This window comes from Lacihabitans sp. LS3-19 (assembly GCF_024343575.1).
Classification (GTDB): Bacteria; Bacteroidota; Bacteroidia; order Cytophagales; family Spirosomataceae; genus Leadbetterella.
Map to the genome: position 1 here is coordinate 36859 of NZ_RJUA01000016.1, position 18178 is coordinate 55036.

The 18178-nt window shown below is 35.9% G+C and carries 14 protein-coding genes and 1 pseudogene; 3 read left to right on the forward strand and 12 right to left on the reverse strand.

Translation table 11 applies throughout. From position 1 onward, the window contains the following. Positions 1 to 12: 12 nt before the first annotated feature. Positions 13 to 999 carry an aldo/keto reductase gene (locus tag EGI22_RS12440; protein ID WP_255068777.1) on the reverse strand — a complete coding sequence of 329 codons (987 nt, stop codon included), beginning with the start codon at positions 997 to 999 and terminating at the stop codon, positions 13 to 15. Between the two features lie 142 nt (positions 1000 to 1141). Here EGI22_RS12440 and EGI22_RS12445 point away from each other — a divergent pair, with 142 nt between their 5' ends. Then, positions 1142 to 2380 carry a replication-associated recombination protein A gene (locus tag EGI22_RS12445; protein WP_255068796.1) on the forward strand — a complete coding sequence of 413 codons (1239 nt, stop codon included), beginning with the start codon at positions 1142 to 1144 and terminating at the stop codon, positions 2378 to 2380. Between the two features lie 238 nt (positions 2381 to 2618). Here the strand turns inward: EGI22_RS12445 and EGI22_RS12450 are convergent, their stop codons facing one another. The 11 genes from EGI22_RS12450 to EGI22_RS12500 form a co-directional block, all read right to left on the reverse strand. After that, positions 2619 to 3149 (reverse strand): lipocalin family protein, encoded by a 531-nt coding sequence (locus EGI22_RS12450; protein WP_255068778.1) that lies wholly within the window; start codon positions 3147 to 3149, stop codon positions 2619 to 2621. Between the two features lie 16 nt (positions 3150 to 3165). Continuing rightward, complete coding sequence (locus EGI22_RS12455; RefSeq protein WP_255068779.1) at positions 3166 to 4122, reverse strand: glycosyltransferase family 2 protein; 957 nt, start codon at positions 4120 to 4122, stop codon at positions 3166 to 3168. A 16-nt stretch (positions 4123 to 4138) separates the two neighbouring features. After that, entirely contained in the window at positions 4139 to 4840 is a 702-nt protein-coding gene (locus EGI22_RS12460) for a tRNA1(Val) (adenine(37)-N6)-methyltransferase (RefSeq protein WP_255068780.1), read from the reverse strand. A gap of 2 nt (positions 4841 to 4842) precedes the next feature. Continuing rightward, positions 4843 to 5463 carry a viroplasmin family protein gene (locus tag EGI22_RS12465; protein WP_255068781.1) on the reverse strand — a complete coding sequence of 207 codons (621 nt, stop codon included), beginning with the start codon at positions 5461 to 5463 and terminating at the stop codon, positions 4843 to 4845. A gap of 2 nt (positions 5464 to 5465) precedes the next feature. Next, positions 5466 to 7235 carry a D-alanine--D-alanine ligase gene (locus EGI22_RS12470; RefSeq protein WP_255068783.1) on the reverse strand — a complete coding sequence of 590 codons (1770 nt, stop codon included), beginning with the start codon at positions 7233 to 7235 and terminating at the stop codon, positions 5466 to 5468. Between the two features lie 98 nt (positions 7236 to 7333). Next, the gene (locus tag EGI22_RS12475) at positions 7334 to 7588 is read right to left on the reverse strand and encodes a NifU family protein (protein ID WP_255068784.1); all 255 of its coding nucleotides are present in this window, start codon (positions 7586 to 7588) and stop codon (positions 7334 to 7336) included. 49 nt (positions 7589 to 7637) lie between these two features. Further along, positions 7638 to 8102 (reverse strand): CAP domain-containing protein, encoded by a 465-nt coding sequence (locus EGI22_RS12480; protein WP_255068786.1) that lies wholly within the window; start codon positions 8100 to 8102, stop codon positions 7638 to 7640. A 181-nt stretch (positions 8103 to 8283) separates the two neighbouring features. Further along, positions 8284 to 9627 carry a Gfo/Idh/MocA family protein gene (locus EGI22_RS12485; RefSeq protein WP_255068788.1) on the reverse strand — a complete coding sequence of 448 codons (1344 nt, stop codon included), beginning with the start codon at positions 9625 to 9627 and terminating at the stop codon, positions 8284 to 8286. A gap of 178 nt (positions 9628 to 9805) precedes the next feature. Beyond that, positions 9806 to 10912, reverse strand: a complete 1107-nt coding sequence (locus EGI22_RS12490) for an Mrp/NBP35 family ATP-binding protein (protein WP_255068789.1) — start codon at positions 10910 to 10912, stop codon at positions 9806 to 9808. Positions 10913 to 10976: 64 nt separating this feature from the next. Next, a complete protein-coding gene (locus tag EGI22_RS12495; RefSeq protein ID WP_255068790.1) occupies positions 10977 to 11951 on the reverse strand; it encodes a GSCFA domain-containing protein in 975 nt (324 codons plus the stop codon). A 7-nt stretch (positions 11952 to 11958) separates the two neighbouring features. Continuing rightward, positions 11959 to 13686, reverse strand: a complete 1728-nt coding sequence (locus EGI22_RS12500; RefSeq protein ID WP_255068791.1) for an IlvD/Edd family dehydratase — start codon at positions 13684 to 13686, stop codon at positions 11959 to 11961. A gap of 109 nt (positions 13687 to 13795) precedes the next feature. Here EGI22_RS12500 and EGI22_RS12505 point away from each other — a divergent pair, with 109 nt between their 5' ends. Both EGI22_RS12505 and EGI22_RS12510 read left to right on the forward strand, forming a co-directional pair. After that, positions 13796 to 15025: an OmpA family protein gene (locus EGI22_RS12505; protein WP_255068793.1), complete on the forward strand. Its 1230-nt coding sequence runs from the start codon at positions 13796 to 13798 to the stop codon at positions 15023 to 15025. Between the two features lie 373 nt (positions 15026 to 15398). Next, positions 15399 to 18178, forward strand: a pseudogene (locus EGI22_RS12510) (PA14 domain-containing protein); the annotation flags it as partial.

Genomic DNA, 18178 nt, shown 5'->3' on the forward strand with positions numbered 1-18178 from the left:
ATTTACCAATTTTCACCACCAATGATGTATAGTCTTCTTAAAATATTTCTGATATAAATCTTTAATTTTGATCATTTTGTCATCGTCAAAAGGAGGGGTGTTGGCTGCAGCTAAATTTGATCCTATCTGCTCGGGACTCGATGCACCAGGAATTACAGTACTAATAGCATCAAACATCAAAATCCATCTTAGTGCCTGAGCTGCCAATGTAAAGTCAGTGGAAAGGATTTCTTGTAATTCACTAACTGCCTCCAAACCAGTTGCATAGTCAACTCCCGAAAAAGTCTCGCCTTTGTCAAACATCTCACCGTTTCGGTTAAAATTGCGGTGATCGCCTTTTTCAAAGGTTGAGTTTGCCGAAAACTTTCCTGTAAGCAATCCACTGGCCAATGGTACTCGGGCTATTATTCCCACATTTTTCTTTTTGGCTTGCTCAAAAAACAGTTCCGCAGGTCGCTGCCTAAACATATTGAAAATAATTTGTACCGAAGTAACATTGTCGTATTCAATACCTTTTAAAGCCTCCTCTATTTTCTCTACACTTATACCCAGATTTTGGATTTTACCTTCCAATTTAAGCTGATCAAAAAGCTCGAATATTTCAGGTCTATAATATACTTCGGTAGGAGGACAGTGTAACTGAATCAAGTCCAAAGTGTCTACTTTTAGCCTTCTGAGGCTATCTTCTACATATTTTCGCAAAACTGGCACTGTATAACCTTGGCTTACATGAGGATTGATTTGTCGTCCACATTTAGTAGCTACGATAAACTTTTCTGAACGAGTCTTTAAGAATCTTCCAATAGCTTTTTCACTCTCGCCATCGCTATATACATCTGCTGTATCAATGAAATTTATTCCTTGGTCGGCAGCTGAATTTAAAATATTTTCAGCCAATTTTGGGTCAAAGTCTGATCCCCATTTACCGCCTACTTGCCAAGTCCCGATTCCAATTTCTGTAATTTTAAAATTGGTTTTACCCAAAGTTCTGAAGTTCATATTTTTTGATTTGGTTGAAGATGTAAAAATAAGGAAAATAAAGAAAAGTGAAGGTTTTGTTTAGCCTTTTTAAAATTTTAATAAATACATTTGTAAAACAAAAAACTAAGTATTGGATTCATTTGCACCATTGGCCGAACGTATGCGACCTCGTAATCTCGACGATTATGTTGGGCAGGAACATATTTTGGGTAAAACAAAACCTTTACGTCGGGCTTTGGATGCTGGCATAGTGCCTTCTATGATTCTCTGGGGACCTCCTGGAGTCGGTAAAACCACCCTTGCCTTGATGATGGCTGAGATAACCAAACGCCAGTTTCATAGCTTAAGTGCTATCAGTGCTGGGGTGAAAGATCTTCGTGAGGTGCTTTCAAAACCTTCAGGATTGTTTCCGCCAATATTGTTTATAGATGAGATTCACAGATTTAACAAGTCGCAACAAGATGCACTTTTGGGTGCTGTGGAGAAAGGCCAAGTTACGCTAATTGGTGCAACAACTGAAAATCCATCTTTCGAAGTTAATTCGGCTCTTTTGTCTCGATGTCAAGTATATATTTTAGAAGCTTTCGGGAAAGAACAGCTCAATTCCATGCTGCAAAGAGCCTTGAAAACTGACAACTGGCTAAATGAAAAAGACATCAAAATTGTAAACACCGATTCACTTTTTAGAATTAGTGGAGGCGATGGGCGTAAACTTCTGAATCTTTTAGAATTAATAGTCAATGCACAAATAGGGCAGAAGGAGGTTTTGATTGATAATGTGTTGGTGGAGGAAGTCGTACAGAAAAACCTTGCCCGATACGATAAATCAGGCGAACAGCATTATGATATTATTTCGGCTTTTATAAAGTCTATTAGAGGGTCAGATCCCAACGGGGCACTGTATTGGATGGCCAGAATGATTGTGGCAGGGGAAGATCCTAAGTTTATTGCCCGGAGGATGCTCATTTTAGCATCTGAAGATATTGGATTGGCGAATCCCACTGCCATGATGGTGGCCAACGCTTGTATGGATGCAATCATGAAAATCGGATATCCCGAAGGCCGAATTATTCTTTCTCAAACAGCAATTTATTTGGCTACTTCTCCCAAATCAAACGCCTCTTATGTGGCCATTGACGCTGCTATTGCTTTAGCAGAACAAACATCTCATCTACCCGTTCCTATAGATTTAAGAAATGCTCCTACCAAGTTAATGAAGGAAATTGGGTACGGGAAAGAATATAAATATTCGCACAATTATGCTGGAAATTTTGCTCAACAAAACTTTATGCCTGACGAACTAAAAGGCAAAAAACTTTACGAACCGAGCGAAAATGCCCGTGAAAATGAAATCAAACGTTCACTGCAAAATTGGTGGAAGGACTGGTATGAATATTAAAATGTTTGTTTTTGAACACAGGTGACACAGATGCTAACAACACAGATATTGACAGCTTTTTAAATTTGAAGTTCGTATTTGAACACAGATGCTAGCAGCACAGATATTCACAGATTATTAAATTTAAAGTTCGTTTCTCGAATACTGATGAAACAAGTGATGGCAAAACAGATATGTATTTAAATATTAGAACAGTGTAAATCAGTAAAATCAGTGTCATCTGTGTTCCTATAAAAAATCAGGAAATTTTTTTGAAGCTTAATGTGTAATCGAACTCGAGCATTTGACCAATGAAAATATTTAAAAAGGCTGCTGTGAAAGGGTCAAGGCCAGTTGCAGCTGCTGTAAAACTATCCTTTACTTCAGCAAGGCCCATATATAATACTAAATCTGTATCTGTATTGGTTTTAATTTGCATACTTTGTGTCAACTCTTTTTCAAGATCTTGGTCAATGTAAGTTATGCTCAATACATTTCCTTTTAGCGAATACTTACCTGTACTTTCTGTGCCATTCGAATTTATTTCTCCTATAGACCAATATGCATTGGTTTTGTAAGTTCCATCAGTATTGAAAATGTAAAAAATGCCTTGAGAAGACACATCATCTGTGTATTTTTCAGGATCTTCACTTGTGAATTTCGAATTGAAATCTATAATTTTTAGTTCATATTTTCCACTTAATGAGGATGGGGAAACATCATCACTTTTAGTACATGAACTTAATGAGGCAACAATGAGCGTTATTAAAATTAGAAAATGATTTTTCATGGCGTTTATTAAATAATTATACTGTTTCAGAAACCAAGTAGTCATCTTTTGTGACACCTTGTTTTACTAATAACTCACCCAAAAATCCCGCCAAAAATAGTTGCGAGCCAACAAGAATGGCAACCAAGGCTAGATAAAAAAGTGGATTGTCTGTTACGTTTCGATAAGGCAAACGACTGTAAATCGAATATATTTTTTCTCCGATTAGAAATACAGTAATAAATGAACCCAACAGAAAGGATAAAACGCCAAATAGACCAAAGAAATGCATTGGTCTTTTTCCAAATTTATTGACAAAAGTGATGGACAATAAATCTAAAAAACCATTGACGAATCTCTCTAGGCCAAACTTGGTTGTACCATATTTTCTAGCTCTATGTTGTACTACTTTTTCGCCTATTTTAGAGAATCCGTTCCATTTAGCTATTACAGGTATATAGCGGTGCATTTCGCCATAAATCGTGATGTTTTTCACAACTTTGCTGTCATAAGCTTTGAGCCCACAGTTGAAGTCGTGAAGGTATATGTCTGATATATAGCGTGTTGTGGCGTTGAATAGTTTAGTTGGTAAAGTTTTGGTTATAGGGTCAAAACGTTTTTGTTTCCATCCTGATACCACATCATAGCCGTCTTGTTTAATCATTTTGTAAAGGTCAGGAATCTCGTCGGGGCTGTCTTGCATATCTGCATCCATCGTGATTATGACATCTCCATTACATTCATTAAATCCTGTTTGAAGTGCGGCAGTTTTTCCATTGTTTTTCGAAAACTTAAAACCTCTAACTTCTGGATTATTTTCTTTTAATTTTTTTACGGTATTCCAGCTTTCATCATTGCTGCCGTCGTCTATAAATAAAACCTCATAGGAAAATGCATTTTCTTCCATCACTCTTTTTATCCATGCATGAAGTTCGGTCAATGACTCGTCTTCATTGTAGAGAGGAATAATTACAGAAATATCCACTTTGCTCATGTTTTTTTTATTTTATCTAAAAAATCAAATAATAATCCTTTAATAGCTTTACAAAAATAGGGCTATATTGCTTGTTTTCATAAATATTTATTTCCGAGTATGCTGGATTAAGATTTTCCTGCCTCGAAAGTTCAATAATTTCTCTAAAAATTGGCTTTGTTTCGTCATGTTTTACGCCGTATTTTTTATTTAAAAATAGCTGGTATTTAGTGCATATTTTAAGAAAGCCGTTCATCTCGAAAGGTGGGAGTAAAATCCATATTTTTCCATCCTCAGAAATAAGATTATGCAAAGACAAGGCCAAATCTTCAAACGAAAGTGAAGAATTATGATGAGCTAGGTTTATTTCTTCTTTTGGAGATTTAAGATTATTTTGAAAAAACGGAGGATTTGAAACTATTAAATCAAACTTTTCTTTGCTGGCTTTTGTGAATTCTTGAATAGATTTATTCGCAATTTTTATTTGCTTTGAAAAAGGACTATTGGCAATATTTAATGAAGCATCTTTTACTGCATTTTCGTCTATTTCTACGGCTGTAAGGTTTAGGAATTCAGATTTTTGAGCAAGCATTAGAGTTAAAAGGCCTGTTCCCGTACCAATATCCAGTATTTTTTGGTGGTTTTTTGCATCTATGAGTGCTCCAAAAAGGCAAGAGTCGGTACACACTTTCATTGGTGTGTTTTCTTGAAATATGCTAAATTTCTTAAACTTAAACATGGCTATTTTCTGCCAAAATCTGCGGGGACTTCACCCCACCATTTGGTTTCCCACTTTAGTATTTTGTTTTTGAAAGTATTTTGTTTTAACCAATTTTCCGCTCTTTCTATTAAGTCGAAAAGTTCAGAATTCCGACCCGTTTCTTCCAGTTTTGTATTGGCTTTTTTAGCTTTTACCCAAGCTATGGCGGTTTTGGAATCAGAGAAAATAGGGACTTCTGAGCCAAGGTTCTTTAACAATGCAAGTGCATGTACAATTGCTAAAAACTCTCCGATATTATTGGTGCCATCTTGAAATGGCCCTTTTCTGAAAAGTTGCTTTTTTGTTTGTAAATCAACTCCTTGGTATTCCAAATCACCAGTTTTGGTGTTCCAAGCAGCATCTACTGTCCAAGCTGGAATATTTGGTTTTGGGGTTTTTATGAGCTGTTGGCTCGAAGGTTTTGGATTTACAACGGCAAAATAGTTTTTCTTGATTGCATTTTCTGCCTCAGTTTTGCTCTCAAATGATTTGTATTGAGCACCTTCAAATCCTTCTACTTGTTTTTTGCATTCATCCCAGGAGCTGAAAACGCCTTTCTCACGTCCTTGCCAAACGGCATAGAATTTTACCTTTTTTGCCATATTTAAGATAAAACCATTTCTTCTATTTTGCAGTCATAAACGGCATTGAATTCATTAAGGAATTCATCTTCTGACAGTTTTTTTAAGCCAAAATCCACTTCTCCAATATAAAAATCACGAATTGGAGCTGTGCTATTTATGTTTTTTTGGATGAATGGGTGCTTTTCTTTACCGATTGACATCCCAAATTCCATGATGTCTGGCTTAAACATCAAATTGAGAGGGATTCTATATTTGCTCCCGTTAAGTGCAGAACAAACTGCTACTGGTTCGTATTCGGTGTTTCCTCCAAACTGTCCATATTTTGCTCTAGCTACTTTGAATTCTTCCTCATTTTCTCCGAAAAGTATCGCTAGCTTTTTCCTTGGTCTAGTTTTAGCCAATTGAATTTTGGCATCTAAAACTTGTAATAAATTTCTTAAGCCAAAGACATTCTTACCAGTTTTTATTCTTTCTCGAATAGACTGACGTATAAAATAAGTAACTGAATTTGTAATGTTGAAGCCAATCTCTGCCATTTGTTTGAAAATAAACGAAGCTGGAGACATGCCAGGTATCGTATTTGGGTCATGCAAAATAACTTCATCTTCGGCAGTCAAAAAGCCATCAATTCGGCTGATTACGCTCATACTTGTAGCTTCAAAAGCCTTCAAAATATCTGCATGAATTTTCTCCAAATTCTCATATTTGGTCTCTACAGGTATTCTTTTTTTACTTACCGAAGATTTGTATTTAGACTTGAAATCGAAGGTTTGTATATCGCCGTAAACTTCGGCAGGTGGCAGAGCATATGCTTTGCCGCTATCGTCCTGAATTACGCCAACTGAGAATTCTTGACCAACTATAAACTCCTCAATTAATACATAATCTTCTGCATTTACAGAACTTATTACAGCAGAATCGTTGTAATTTAGATATTTGTCTAATTCTATTAATAATTCGGCAGGATGATAAATTATTTCATTGTTCAATACCAAAGGGAAACCTATGCCTTCGTCTAGATTTGATGTTTTTTCCATCAAATTTTTCTTTTGTCTTTGGCTGAGTTTTGCCCAGTCTTTTTTCAAAATCTGGGTTTCAAAAAAACACTGACTCATGCCTTTTGAAAACTCCTCTAAGCTTCGTTTTTTTATGATGGCTACCCCAATAGAAGAGCCTTGGTGAGGAGCTTTTACCACTAAAGGAAAACCTAATTCTGATATTAAATTGGAAAATAATTTAGATTTGTCTGAATTATCCCATTCGTTTTTGGAGATTGTTCGGTATTTTTTGGTTTGCCCTGTCGCAAAAGCCATCAGCTTATTTTGCACAGGTTTGTCTATTCCCACACCAGAACCTAATATTCCAGGACCAAGATAGGGAATATTCAGCCATTCCATAATTCCTTGAATATTACCGTCTTCAGAGTATGGTCCATGCATAACCACAAACGCAAAATCAATCAAATCCTTTAGTTCTTCAATTTTTACTTGAGATCCAATTTTATAAATCAATTTATACAATTGCGTATCGCGAAGCGGTCCTAATGATTCAATGTAAATTTTGTAGCCATTGTTTTGGTTTTTAGAAGGGTAGAAACTTCTAATGTCTTCCTCATAAAGTAATTTGGAATCTACTTTTATAAAGTTACCAATGCTATCTACAAAAATCGGAATAGGCTCAAAAAAGCGTCTATCTATATGCTCAAGAGCGGTTCTGCCACCCAAATAAGAGATTTCTCTTTCTCTTGATTGGCCTCCAAAAAATATTCCGACTTTTATTTTGTTATCCATAGTGATTTAGGGAACATGTAGACATAAAAATAATTTGCAAGTTTATAAAAAAAATGCCAAAAAACTATTTTATATACTTATTGGGCGATTTTTTTTAATCAATGAGGGTCTGGAACCATCATATTTATGGCTTCCACTTTTTTGATTTCAGATACATTTTTTAGGATGGCTTCTTCCAAACCTGCTTTGAAGGTCATAGAAGACATAGGGCACGAACCGCAAGATCCTGTGAATTCGAGAATTGCTGTAAAGTCTGGCGTGATTTCAATTACATTGACATTGCCTCCATCGGCAATCAAATATGGTCTTATGTTGTCTAATGCTTTTTCTACTTTGTTTATCAATTCTTCCATTTTTCAGCTGTATATACATACAATATTACGAAAAAACAGCGAAAAATGTTCATTTTAAGCCAAATAATTGTGTCCAATAATTTTCATATTTTCCTACAGCCATTTCTTTGAAGTTTGGATTCATAATATTGGCACAATGCGTAGGGCTATTGGTCCATTGCATGATGATTTCTGATGGAGTGGGAGAGAAGCCAGTGGCGGAATAAATATTTTCGGCGATTGATTTAAAATTATAATTTTGAGCCAATACTCTTGAAGATGGATCGTCGCCTTTTGGAGATACATGTGCAAAGTATTTATTGTCGTACATATCTCTGCTGTGATATAATGCAGCTTTTTCTAAGGCATTGTTCCAAGTTACGACTCCAGCAGCTTTAAAAAACTCACTTCCACATTTTCTGCCTTCTGCTCTTGTGGTATTTACCAAATCCAAATATTGCTCTTGAATTGATTTGCTTGAAATATCCGTAGGTTGGATTTTATCCTGACAGGAAGAAAGGAATATTAAACACAAGAAAATGAGGTATTTAAACATTAATATTATGGGGTAATAGAGCATTCTAACGCAAATTTTATTCCAATTTGTATATTTTTGAAAATAAAAAAAGTCCATCTGGATTAGATGGACTAATAGGATTTGCAAACTTGTTTTTACTATACTTTATGAATTAAACTGCTGGCTAAAAGTATGCTAATCAAACTTTAGGTAATTTCCAACCGTTTTTGTAATCAGAAACCATCAATGCATTGGCTTCTTTATCATTTTTGAAGTTGCCTTTTTCTGCATCCCAAAATACTTTTCGGCCAAGTTTGTAGGATACATTGCCCATAATTGCGTTTATGGCTGCTACGCTTCCAGTTTCTATGCCACAGTTTAGCGATGAAGGATCATTGTTTCTTATGGCTTTTATGAAATTTTCTGCGTGCATATAAAGATAATCGTCCTCTGGTTTTTTTATGTATGTAGGAAGTGGCTCCACCTTGTTTTTCTTAATTTTGTTTTCGGTATAAGTTTCAGGAATAAGCTCCCAGCCGCCTCTATGAACTACCAATGTGCCATTGTTTCCAATAAAAGCTATTCCTTCGGTTTTCCCATAATTTCCTCCGTCTATACCTGTTGCATGCTCCCAAAGCATATTAAAACCGTCGTATTGAAATACCGTTTGAAGCGTATCTGGAGTTTCAGAGGCATCGTCTGGATAGGCGAATTTTCCTCCAGAAGCCATTACGGAAATTGGAGCTTTTGCTCCCATAGCGTGTAAAGCTATGTCGATTTCGTGAACTCCCCAGTCTGTCATTAGTCCGCCTGCATAATCCCAAAACCACCTAAAGTTAAAATGAAAACGGTTTTCGTTGAAGGCCCTTTTCTGTGCAGGTCCTAGCCACATATCATAATTTACACCTTTTGGCACTGCGGTATCAGGCAAAACTGGTACTGGCTTCATCCAGCCTTGGTATGCCCAAACTTTCACCAACCTGATTTTGCCAAGCATTCCAGATTTTACCATTTTGAATGCCTCTTCGTAGTGAGGTCCACTGCGTTGCCATTGACCCACCTGTACTATTTTTTCATATTTTTTTGCGGCTTTTACCATCAGATTACATTCGTCCATGGTATGTGCTATGGGTTTTTCAACATATACATGCTTTCCAGCATCCAAAGCTCCAATCATGTTAAGGCAATGCCAATGGTCAGGTGTTCCAACTATCACATAGTCAATATCTTTATTGTCAAGCATTTCTCTGTAATCACCATAAGTTTTTGCTTTTTTACCTTGAAGTTTTTCTAGATTTGCAGAGCGTTCATCAAGTACATTTTCATCAATGTCACAAAGCCCAATGCATTCTACGCCAGCGTTTTTTATATGCCTTGTAAGATTAGAAAATCCCATTCCTTTGCAGCCAATTAATCCCACTTTTAGTTGATCAGAAGGTGCAAGTTTTTTTGGTCTAGAATTGGCCAATGAGGCAGAAATACTTGGAATGGTTAAGCCTGCAAAAGCCATGCTTTTTACAAAGGTTCGTCTTGAGTTTTTCATTTTTTTTAGGTTGAATTAAATTTGAAATGACATTTTCAAAATAGAGAATGATTATGCCAGATTTTCTTTAAATGTAAATGTAATGAAAAACTTTAAATGCGAATAGTGAAAAATCAAGAAAAATACACAAAAAAAGGAGTTCAAAAAATGAACTCCTTGAGACATATTTTAAGAAAAATTACATTCGCATTTTTACAGGTTCGGTTTTAGGTAAATTGGCATTTCTAATGGCAATTTGTTGGGCCAAATTTTCTGCAGCTTCTTGGAAGGCTTGCGTCACTATTTGGTCTTGTTCCATCATGATTGGTCTGCCTTCATCGCCACCTTCTCTTATTTTTTGTACCAGTGGTATTTGTCCCAAAACAGAAACGTTAAATTTGTCGGCAAGTTGTTGACCACCGCCAGATCCAAATATAAAGTACTTATTGTCAGGTAATTCTGCTGGTGTAAAATAAGACATGTTTTCAATAACTCCCAAAATAGGGACATTAATATTAGGTTGGCTAAACATTGAGCCACCTTTCGTAGCATCAGCCAAAGCTATTTTTTGAGGCGTTGTAACAATTACTGCACCGGTGACTGGTACAGTCTGTACCAAAGTTAAATGAATATCACTTGTTCCCGGAGGTAAGTCAAGCAATAAATAGTCTAATTCACCCCAATCTACATCTCCAAAAAACTGTTTCAAAGCCTGACTGGCCATAGGTCCACGCCAAACGACTGCACTGTCTGGCGGAGTAAGGAAGCCGATAGAAATCATTTTTATACCATATTGCATTATGGGAGTAATGAAGTTCTTCCCGTCTTTTACAGAAACCATCGGTTGCATTTCTTCAGCACCGAACATGATAGGAATGGATGGTCCAGAAATATCAGCATCAATAATTCCTACTTTAGCTCCAGATTTTTTCAAAGCCATAGCCAGGTTTACTGTAACAGTAGATTTACCTACGCCGCCTTTTCCTGAAGATATTGCTATGATGTTTTTTACTTGGGGTAAAAGTAAATTTTTGTTTAAAATTGATGTGACATTGAAAGTCATTTGGATATCAATTTCAAATCCTTCACCCAGATCTCTTCGTAAAGCATCCACGCAACGCTGCTTTATCAATTCTTTAAGCGGGCAAGCCGGTGTTGTTAGAATTACCGTGAATTTAACTTGATTTACACCAATTTCTACATCGGAAATCATGTTAAGTGTTACCAAGTCTTTTTTTAAATCAGGCTCTTCAACTGTACTAAGTGCTTTTAAAACTTTTTCTTTTGTTATCGTAAATTCTCCCATTGATATTGTTAGTCTAAAATACCCAACATTGAGGTATTGTTTAAAGTTCGAGGTTTTTGTTTTTCTATATCAAATTTTGGTTAATGAAATCTAACTCGGCATTCGTATCTATTTGATTATCAAAAGCTTCTATTTTTTCTTTTATTTTTTGTAGAAATTCCTGATGTTTTGAGTTTTGAGGATTAAATGGTCTATGAGCCAAAGCTGTAATAATTTTTCGCCATTCTTTGATGAAGTTAATTAGATTTTCGTCAAAGTACCATTTCGAAAACAAGTCTACTATATATTGTTCTGCAACTTCGTTTGGATGAATTAAATCCGACTTATAGAATCTATAATCTCGTAAGTCATCCATCATGATTTCGTAAGCAGGAAAATAAAAAACGTCAACAAATTTTTTGGTGAATACATCACAGGCTAATCTGAGATTTGCTTTGGATAAACTATTCAAAACTAGGGTGTCTTTGGTGTGTCTTACAGGGCTTACGGTGACTATGATTTTAAGCTTTGGATTTAGATTTTTTAAAGAAAAATAAATATTTTCAAAAATATCTAAATGCTCATTTTGATCTAAAAATCTTTTTTCAAAAAGATTGGAATTTTGTTTGTGACAATTAGATACAATCCTTTGATTTTCTGATAGTTGGTAAATCCAACTAGTACCAAGGGTTAATATTAAAAAATCGGCTTTTGAGACGAAATCAAGAACTTCTTTTTGTTTTAATTTAATTTTATCTGTTAAACCTTCTTTAGTTTCAGCTCTAATTTCTGAGTGATAATCATAATGAAAAAAGACCTCATCTTTTGTTAAAATGAGATCTCCTTCTATTTCATCTAAATTTATAGTTTTTTGTAAAAGATTGGCAATAGAAAATAAATTAAAAACCACTCCAAAAGGATTAATTAAACAATCCATTTTGTTTTTTTGCAAATAAGAACCCAGTACATCCGAAAAACACGAACCAATTGTTAGTATTTTTGAATCTTGGCTTATTTTAAAACTTGGATTTTGGTTTTCTATAATTGTTCTAAATTCCATTTCTAGATTAGTGTGACTCTCTGTTTACTTTGCTACCTGAATTTCCTACCAAAAAGTCAAAATCCGCTCCTAAATGTGCTTGGTTTACGGACTCAATGTAGAGTTTAGCATAGCCTCTATTATAACCCAAATCTAAAGGTTTCCAGTTTTTACGTCTGTTCTCCATTTCTTCGTCAGATATATCTAAATGAAGCTTTTTCCCTAAAACATCTACAATAATCATATCGCCATTTTGCACAAAAGCTAAAGGTCCACCAACGGCAGATTCAGGGGATACATGCAAGAAAACCGTTCCAAATGCCGTTCCACTCATTCTGGCGTCAGAGATTCTAACAATATCTTTTATTCCTTTTTCTAGAAGTTTTTTAGGCAATGCCATACTACCCACTTCAGGCATGCCTGGGTAGCCTTTAGGTCCAGAGTTTTTCAAAACCATCACAGAGTTTTCGTCAATGTCTAAATTGGGGTCATCTATTCTAGCGTGATAATCTTCAATGTCCTCAAATACCACTGCTTTTCCTGTATGTTTGAGCAATTTTTCAGTAGCTGCCGAAACTTTTATTACGGAGCCATCAGGGCATAAATTACCTTTTACCACCGTAATCCCCGCCTCTTTCATTAGTGGATTGTTATAAGGATGAATCACATCCTCATTCCAATTTCTAGCTTTTGCAGAGTTTTCAATAATAGATTTTCCGTTTACACTGATAGCACTTTTATCTAAAATCTCAGTCATTTCTTTTATCACAACTGGAAGACCACCAGCATAATAAAAGTCTTCCATAAGATATTTTCCTGATGGCATGAGATTTACCAAAAGTGGGATTTTGCTACCTAAATCATCGAAATCTTCTAGTTTTAAGTCTATTCCTACTCTTCTAGCTAGTGCCAAAAGATGGAGTATTAAATTTGTAGATCCGCCAACAGCAGCATTTATTTTTATAGCGTTTTCGAAGGCAGGTTTTGTTAAAATTTCAGAAATTTTAAGGTTTTCTTTGGCCATTTCCACTGCTCTCATTCCACTCATGTGTGCGAGCATTTTTTTGCGAGAATCTACAGCAGGTATTGCAGAAATGCCCGGAAGGGTTAAGCCCAGTGCTTCCACCATTACGGCCATTGTAGACGCAGTGCCCATGGTAGAGCAATGTCCAGCAGACCTGCTCATGCAAGCTTCAGCTTCTTCAAAATCTTCAGCAGACATTTTTCCTGTTTTAAAGTCATCTGCAAACTTCCAAACGTCTGTTCCTGAGCCAATTGCCTTACCTTGGAATCGACCATTTAACATTGGTCCCCCAGGTACAACTATGGTAGGAATGTCGACACTCGCTGCTCCCATTACTAATGATGGTGTGGTTTTATCGCAACCAGTCAATAATACCACAGCATCAAACGGATTGCCTCTTATACTCTCTTCTACAGTCATTGCTGCGAGGTTTCTATATAACATTGCTGTAGGACGAATGATAGTTTCGCCAAGGGACATAACGGGGAATTCTAATGGAAATCCACCGGCTTCATAGATTCCGTTTTTTACGAATTGTGCTATTTCTCTAAAATGCCCGTTGCATGGTGTAACTTCTGACCAGGTATTGCAAATTCCAATAACAGGTTTTCCTTTAAATTGGTGAGATGGATAGCCTTGGTTTTTCATCCATGATCTATAAATGAATCCGTCTTTACCGGTTTTTCCAAACCAGTCCCTACTCCTAAGTTCTTCTTCTTTATTGTTTTCCATTAACGATTGAATAATAATTGATTTCAAAAATATAAATAGCGGCATAAATATAGGTAAAACCACGTTTTTTTTGTTTTTTTGCGAGTAAATTTTAAACTTTAACACAGAAATGAATCTTTTTGAAAGCTTTGACGAAGTTATCAGCGACGACTTTATCCAACAAGTAAAATCCTTATCCAATGATAATTTAGGCGATGTAGAAGTGGCTATGAAAGGGGTTTTCTATACTTTATTGGCTGGCCTTATTAGAAGAACGAATAGCGATATGAGTTCTGGAATGCTATTTAATCAAATTAAAGAAAAATATAAAAACAACTCAATTCCACTTGACAAGCTAAGTATTTTTGAAAAAAAGGCAACCATTGACAATGTAACTGAAAATGGATCAAAAATTATTAGCCAGATATTTCCCGCTTATAAAAGCCCTCTGTTGAGTATGATTGGCTCTTATGCTAGTACAAGTAAAAATACTACAGTTTTAACTTCGGGTATCACTGCTTCCTTATTGGTGGATTTGTTGGGAAAACAAATATCTGCTGAAAACATGGATAAAGAATCCTTGGTTTATTTTCTAAAGCAACATCATGAATTGCTGCTTCAAAAAGCCCCTGAAGCTTTAATGGAAAAGATGATTCCTGCTCTTGGTTTGCAAGAGCTTATTAATTCAAAATTTGCTCCTTTGAAAAAGCCAGAACCAAGTGCCAAAAATGTAGAAGAAGTGGAGGCACCTAAGGCTTATGAAGAATATACTGATGATGAAGGTGGGACTTTTTTTAATAAAAAGGTTTTATTGGGGCTTTTGGCTTTGGTAATAGTTGCGGGAGTAAGTTATTATATCTGGGCAAATAATGGAAGTTTTAGTTTTTTTAACAAAGAAGATGCCCCTGTAGAATCTTTAGATGAAGAGATGCAATTTGCAGATTCACTTTCCAATGCTTCTTCTGATTCTTTGAAAATTGATAGTGAGGGCTCTGCGTCAAAAACTGTGCCGTTAAATAATTCTGAAAAAGAAAATTTTCAAAAGTATATTTTGGATTCAAACGAAAAACAAGGGAAAGAATTTGACTTTACTAGTATACAATATGTGGACAAAACATTTGAATTAACAGCTGCTTCTTTACCTATTATTGATGAGATAGCTAATCTTATGAACTCAGATCAAAAAATCCAAATTAAGGTTATTGGTTTTTCTGAAGAAAATGACCTTAAGTTAAACAACAAGAGGGCTTTTGCTGTAAAAAAGGTATTAATGAGTAAAGGTATAAACACATTAAGAATAGATGCTGGTTCTGGAGGGAAAGGTGGTAATTTTCCTAGAATTAAAGTAGTGTCTAAGTAGAAATTTTTAATTTCTTTCAAATTTTCTAATGGGGAGAAAAGTTTAATTTTTTAAACTTTTCTCCCCATTTTTTTTGTATTTTCTTGAAATTTTTATTTTTTTTTGTATTTTCAATATTAATTGAAAAATATATAAGTTGTTGATAATTTATTCTAATTATAAGTGACAAAGTTTTATTAGATGTGTCTAAGGTGAATTACAAGGCAAAAATTTTGTGGCTAAAAAAGTATTTAAAAAAAATATTTTAAAAAAAATATTTTAAGGCACGATTTTTGCAAATTTTTATCTAAGGGATACACATCGTTATTTTCTGAGAAATTAATTATAAGTCTACCCTTTTGAATTAATAAATAAAATTGTGCATCATATTATAATGAGTAAAGGATTTCACAAAATAAAAAATAAAAAGTTTGACTTCAAAAACTCGATCTTTAGTTTTTTTGCAGGCTTTATTTTCGTTATTTCTATTCAAAATTCATCTGCCCAATGTACCGTTGGTTCATCAGGAATAACATGGGTTGGAGCAGGTTCTGGAACTCAATCTGTAATTCCTACTTCCGGAAGTGCTGGAGGGCCGCCATCACCAGTTGTACTTTCGGTACCTGGATGTACAAATACTAATAGTGCTAATCCATTTAATGTTACTACAACAATTACTGAAGTTGTAGGAAACGTTTATGATGCCATGCGATCTGGTACTTCGGGTTTGTATGCACAACCTGGGTTTACGATCACGATTGATAATGTAGATAATGGTTGTATCACATGTGATAATACTACTAACCCACCAATTCCTAATGGAAGTAGGGTGGATGTTACATTTACATTTCAATATCCTGTTCTACTTTCTGCTCTTAGAATCGATGATATAGATGCTGCAGATACTCAAAGGGCACCAGCAGGACAATCTTCATTTCAAGATCAAGTAACGGTTTCCGCTTTAGGAATTACTGGTGCTAATGTTCCACTAAGTTTATCTTTGGGAGCTGCTGGAAATGTTAATATTTCTGGTCAAACAGCCACGGCAGTTTGGGTTTCAGGTGGAAATAATAACGTTACTGAAAACGACCCTTTAGGCCAGGTAACTGTTTCAAGTACACAATCAGTGAAATCTGTAACGATTTCCTATTTAGTTGGTCCAAATGCCATAAATGCAGCACAGCAAGGTATTAGAATTGGAACTTTTAATTTTTGTTGCCCTGTTGTTGTCGATTTAGCAGGTGCTGTTTTTAATGATTGTAATGCTTTAGATAATAATACTGTAGACGGGACTGGCCTAGGTAATCCCGCTGGTACCACCCTCTATGCTAATCTGGTGGAGCCAAGCACTAATCGAGTAATTGGTGTTTCAACTGTTGCTGCAAATGGTACTTATTCGATTAATAATATCCCTGGAAATGTTACATATAACGTTGTTTTAAGTACTACCCAAGGAGTAGTCGGTAATCCGCCACCTTCCGCTTCTTTGCCTTCTGGCTGGTCTAATACAGGTGAGAAATTTGGAACCGGTACAGGAAGTGATGGAACTGCAAATGGCATATTAACCAATGTAGTTGTTGGTTCCACAAATACTACTAATGCTAATTTTGGTATAAGAGCAACACCGACATGTATTGTTACAAACAATGGGCCAATATGTCAGGGAGGTATAGCTAATTTTACTGAGTCTGGAGTAAATGGAGCTTCATGGAGCTGGACAGGGCCTAATGGATTCGTTAGCAATTCAAGAAACCCTTCAAAATCATCAATAACCTCTGCAGATGCAGGCGTTTATTCGGTTACAATTACAAATTCAAATGGTTGTACTACTTCTTGCACCACAAATTTAGTGGTTGCTCCTGCCACCTCAGTATCTGCAACAGTTGATAATAGTGTTATTTGTGCGGGGAATTCATTTACTATTAACGGAACTGAGACCAATGGTGTACTTCGCGAATTTTTTGCAAATATTAATGGTACGGCTTTAACAAATTTAACATCTAGTCCGAACTATCCAAATAGCCCAACTTCCAATGAAATACTTCCTACGGCAATAGGTCCCTCGGGAATTGCAGATAATTACGGAACCCGTGTTCGTTATTATTTAACACCAACAGTTTCGGGTGTTTATCAATTTGTAATTTACGGAGATGATGAAACTCAGCTATTTTATTCTGGTAGTAGTGCTTCTTCTCCTTTAACAACAATTGCCAGTATACCGGACTGGACAAATGTTGGGGAGCTCACAAAGTATCCCTCGCAGCAGACGGCTAATATTACCTTAGTGGCAGGACAACAATATTATTTTGAGTTACTTCAAAAAGAAGGAAGTGGAGGAGACCATTATGGTATATTGTGGAAGTTGCCTTCTAGTGGGACGTATACCAATATTCCAACAGCAAATATTTCTCCATCGTTAGTTTCTTGGAGTGGCCCAAATGGATTTACCTCAAATTCTTTAACTAATACAATATCAGGTGCTACTACAGCCCAAGGTGGAGTCTATACATTAACCTCTACTGATTTATACGGATGTGTGAAAACTGCTACTGTAAATGTCACAGTGAATCCATTACCAGCGGCAAATGCAGGTAATTCAGGTCCTTTTTGTGAAGGAAGCACCATATCCTTAAGTAGTTCAGGAGGCTCGACTTATAGTTGGGCAGGACCAGCAGGCTTTGTTTCTTCTATTCAGAATCCTACTAGGGTTAATGCAACGCTTTCTATGTCTGGAATTTATACTGTAACAGTTACAAATTCTTTTGGTTGTACGCAAATTGCAACCACAAATGTTATGATTAACCCAAAGCCAAACGCTGTTCTATCTTCTCAAACGAATGTATCTTGTTTTGGTGGTTCAAATGGGGCAGTTGTGATAACGCCAAGTGGCGGCACCAGTCCATATACAATAACACCAATACAAACGGGCCTAACCGCTGGAGCAAAGACATTTACGGTAACAGATGCCAATGGTTGTACAACAACAGTGAATGCAACTATTTCGCAACCAGCAAGTTTGCCAACAGTAGTTTTAACTTCACAGACAAATGTATTGTGTAGAGGAAATTCAACAGGAGCGATAAATATTACAGCAAGTGGAGGCACAGGACCATATACCTATGACTGGGCTGATGTAGCAGGCACAAGTAATACAGAAGATAGAACGGCATTGGC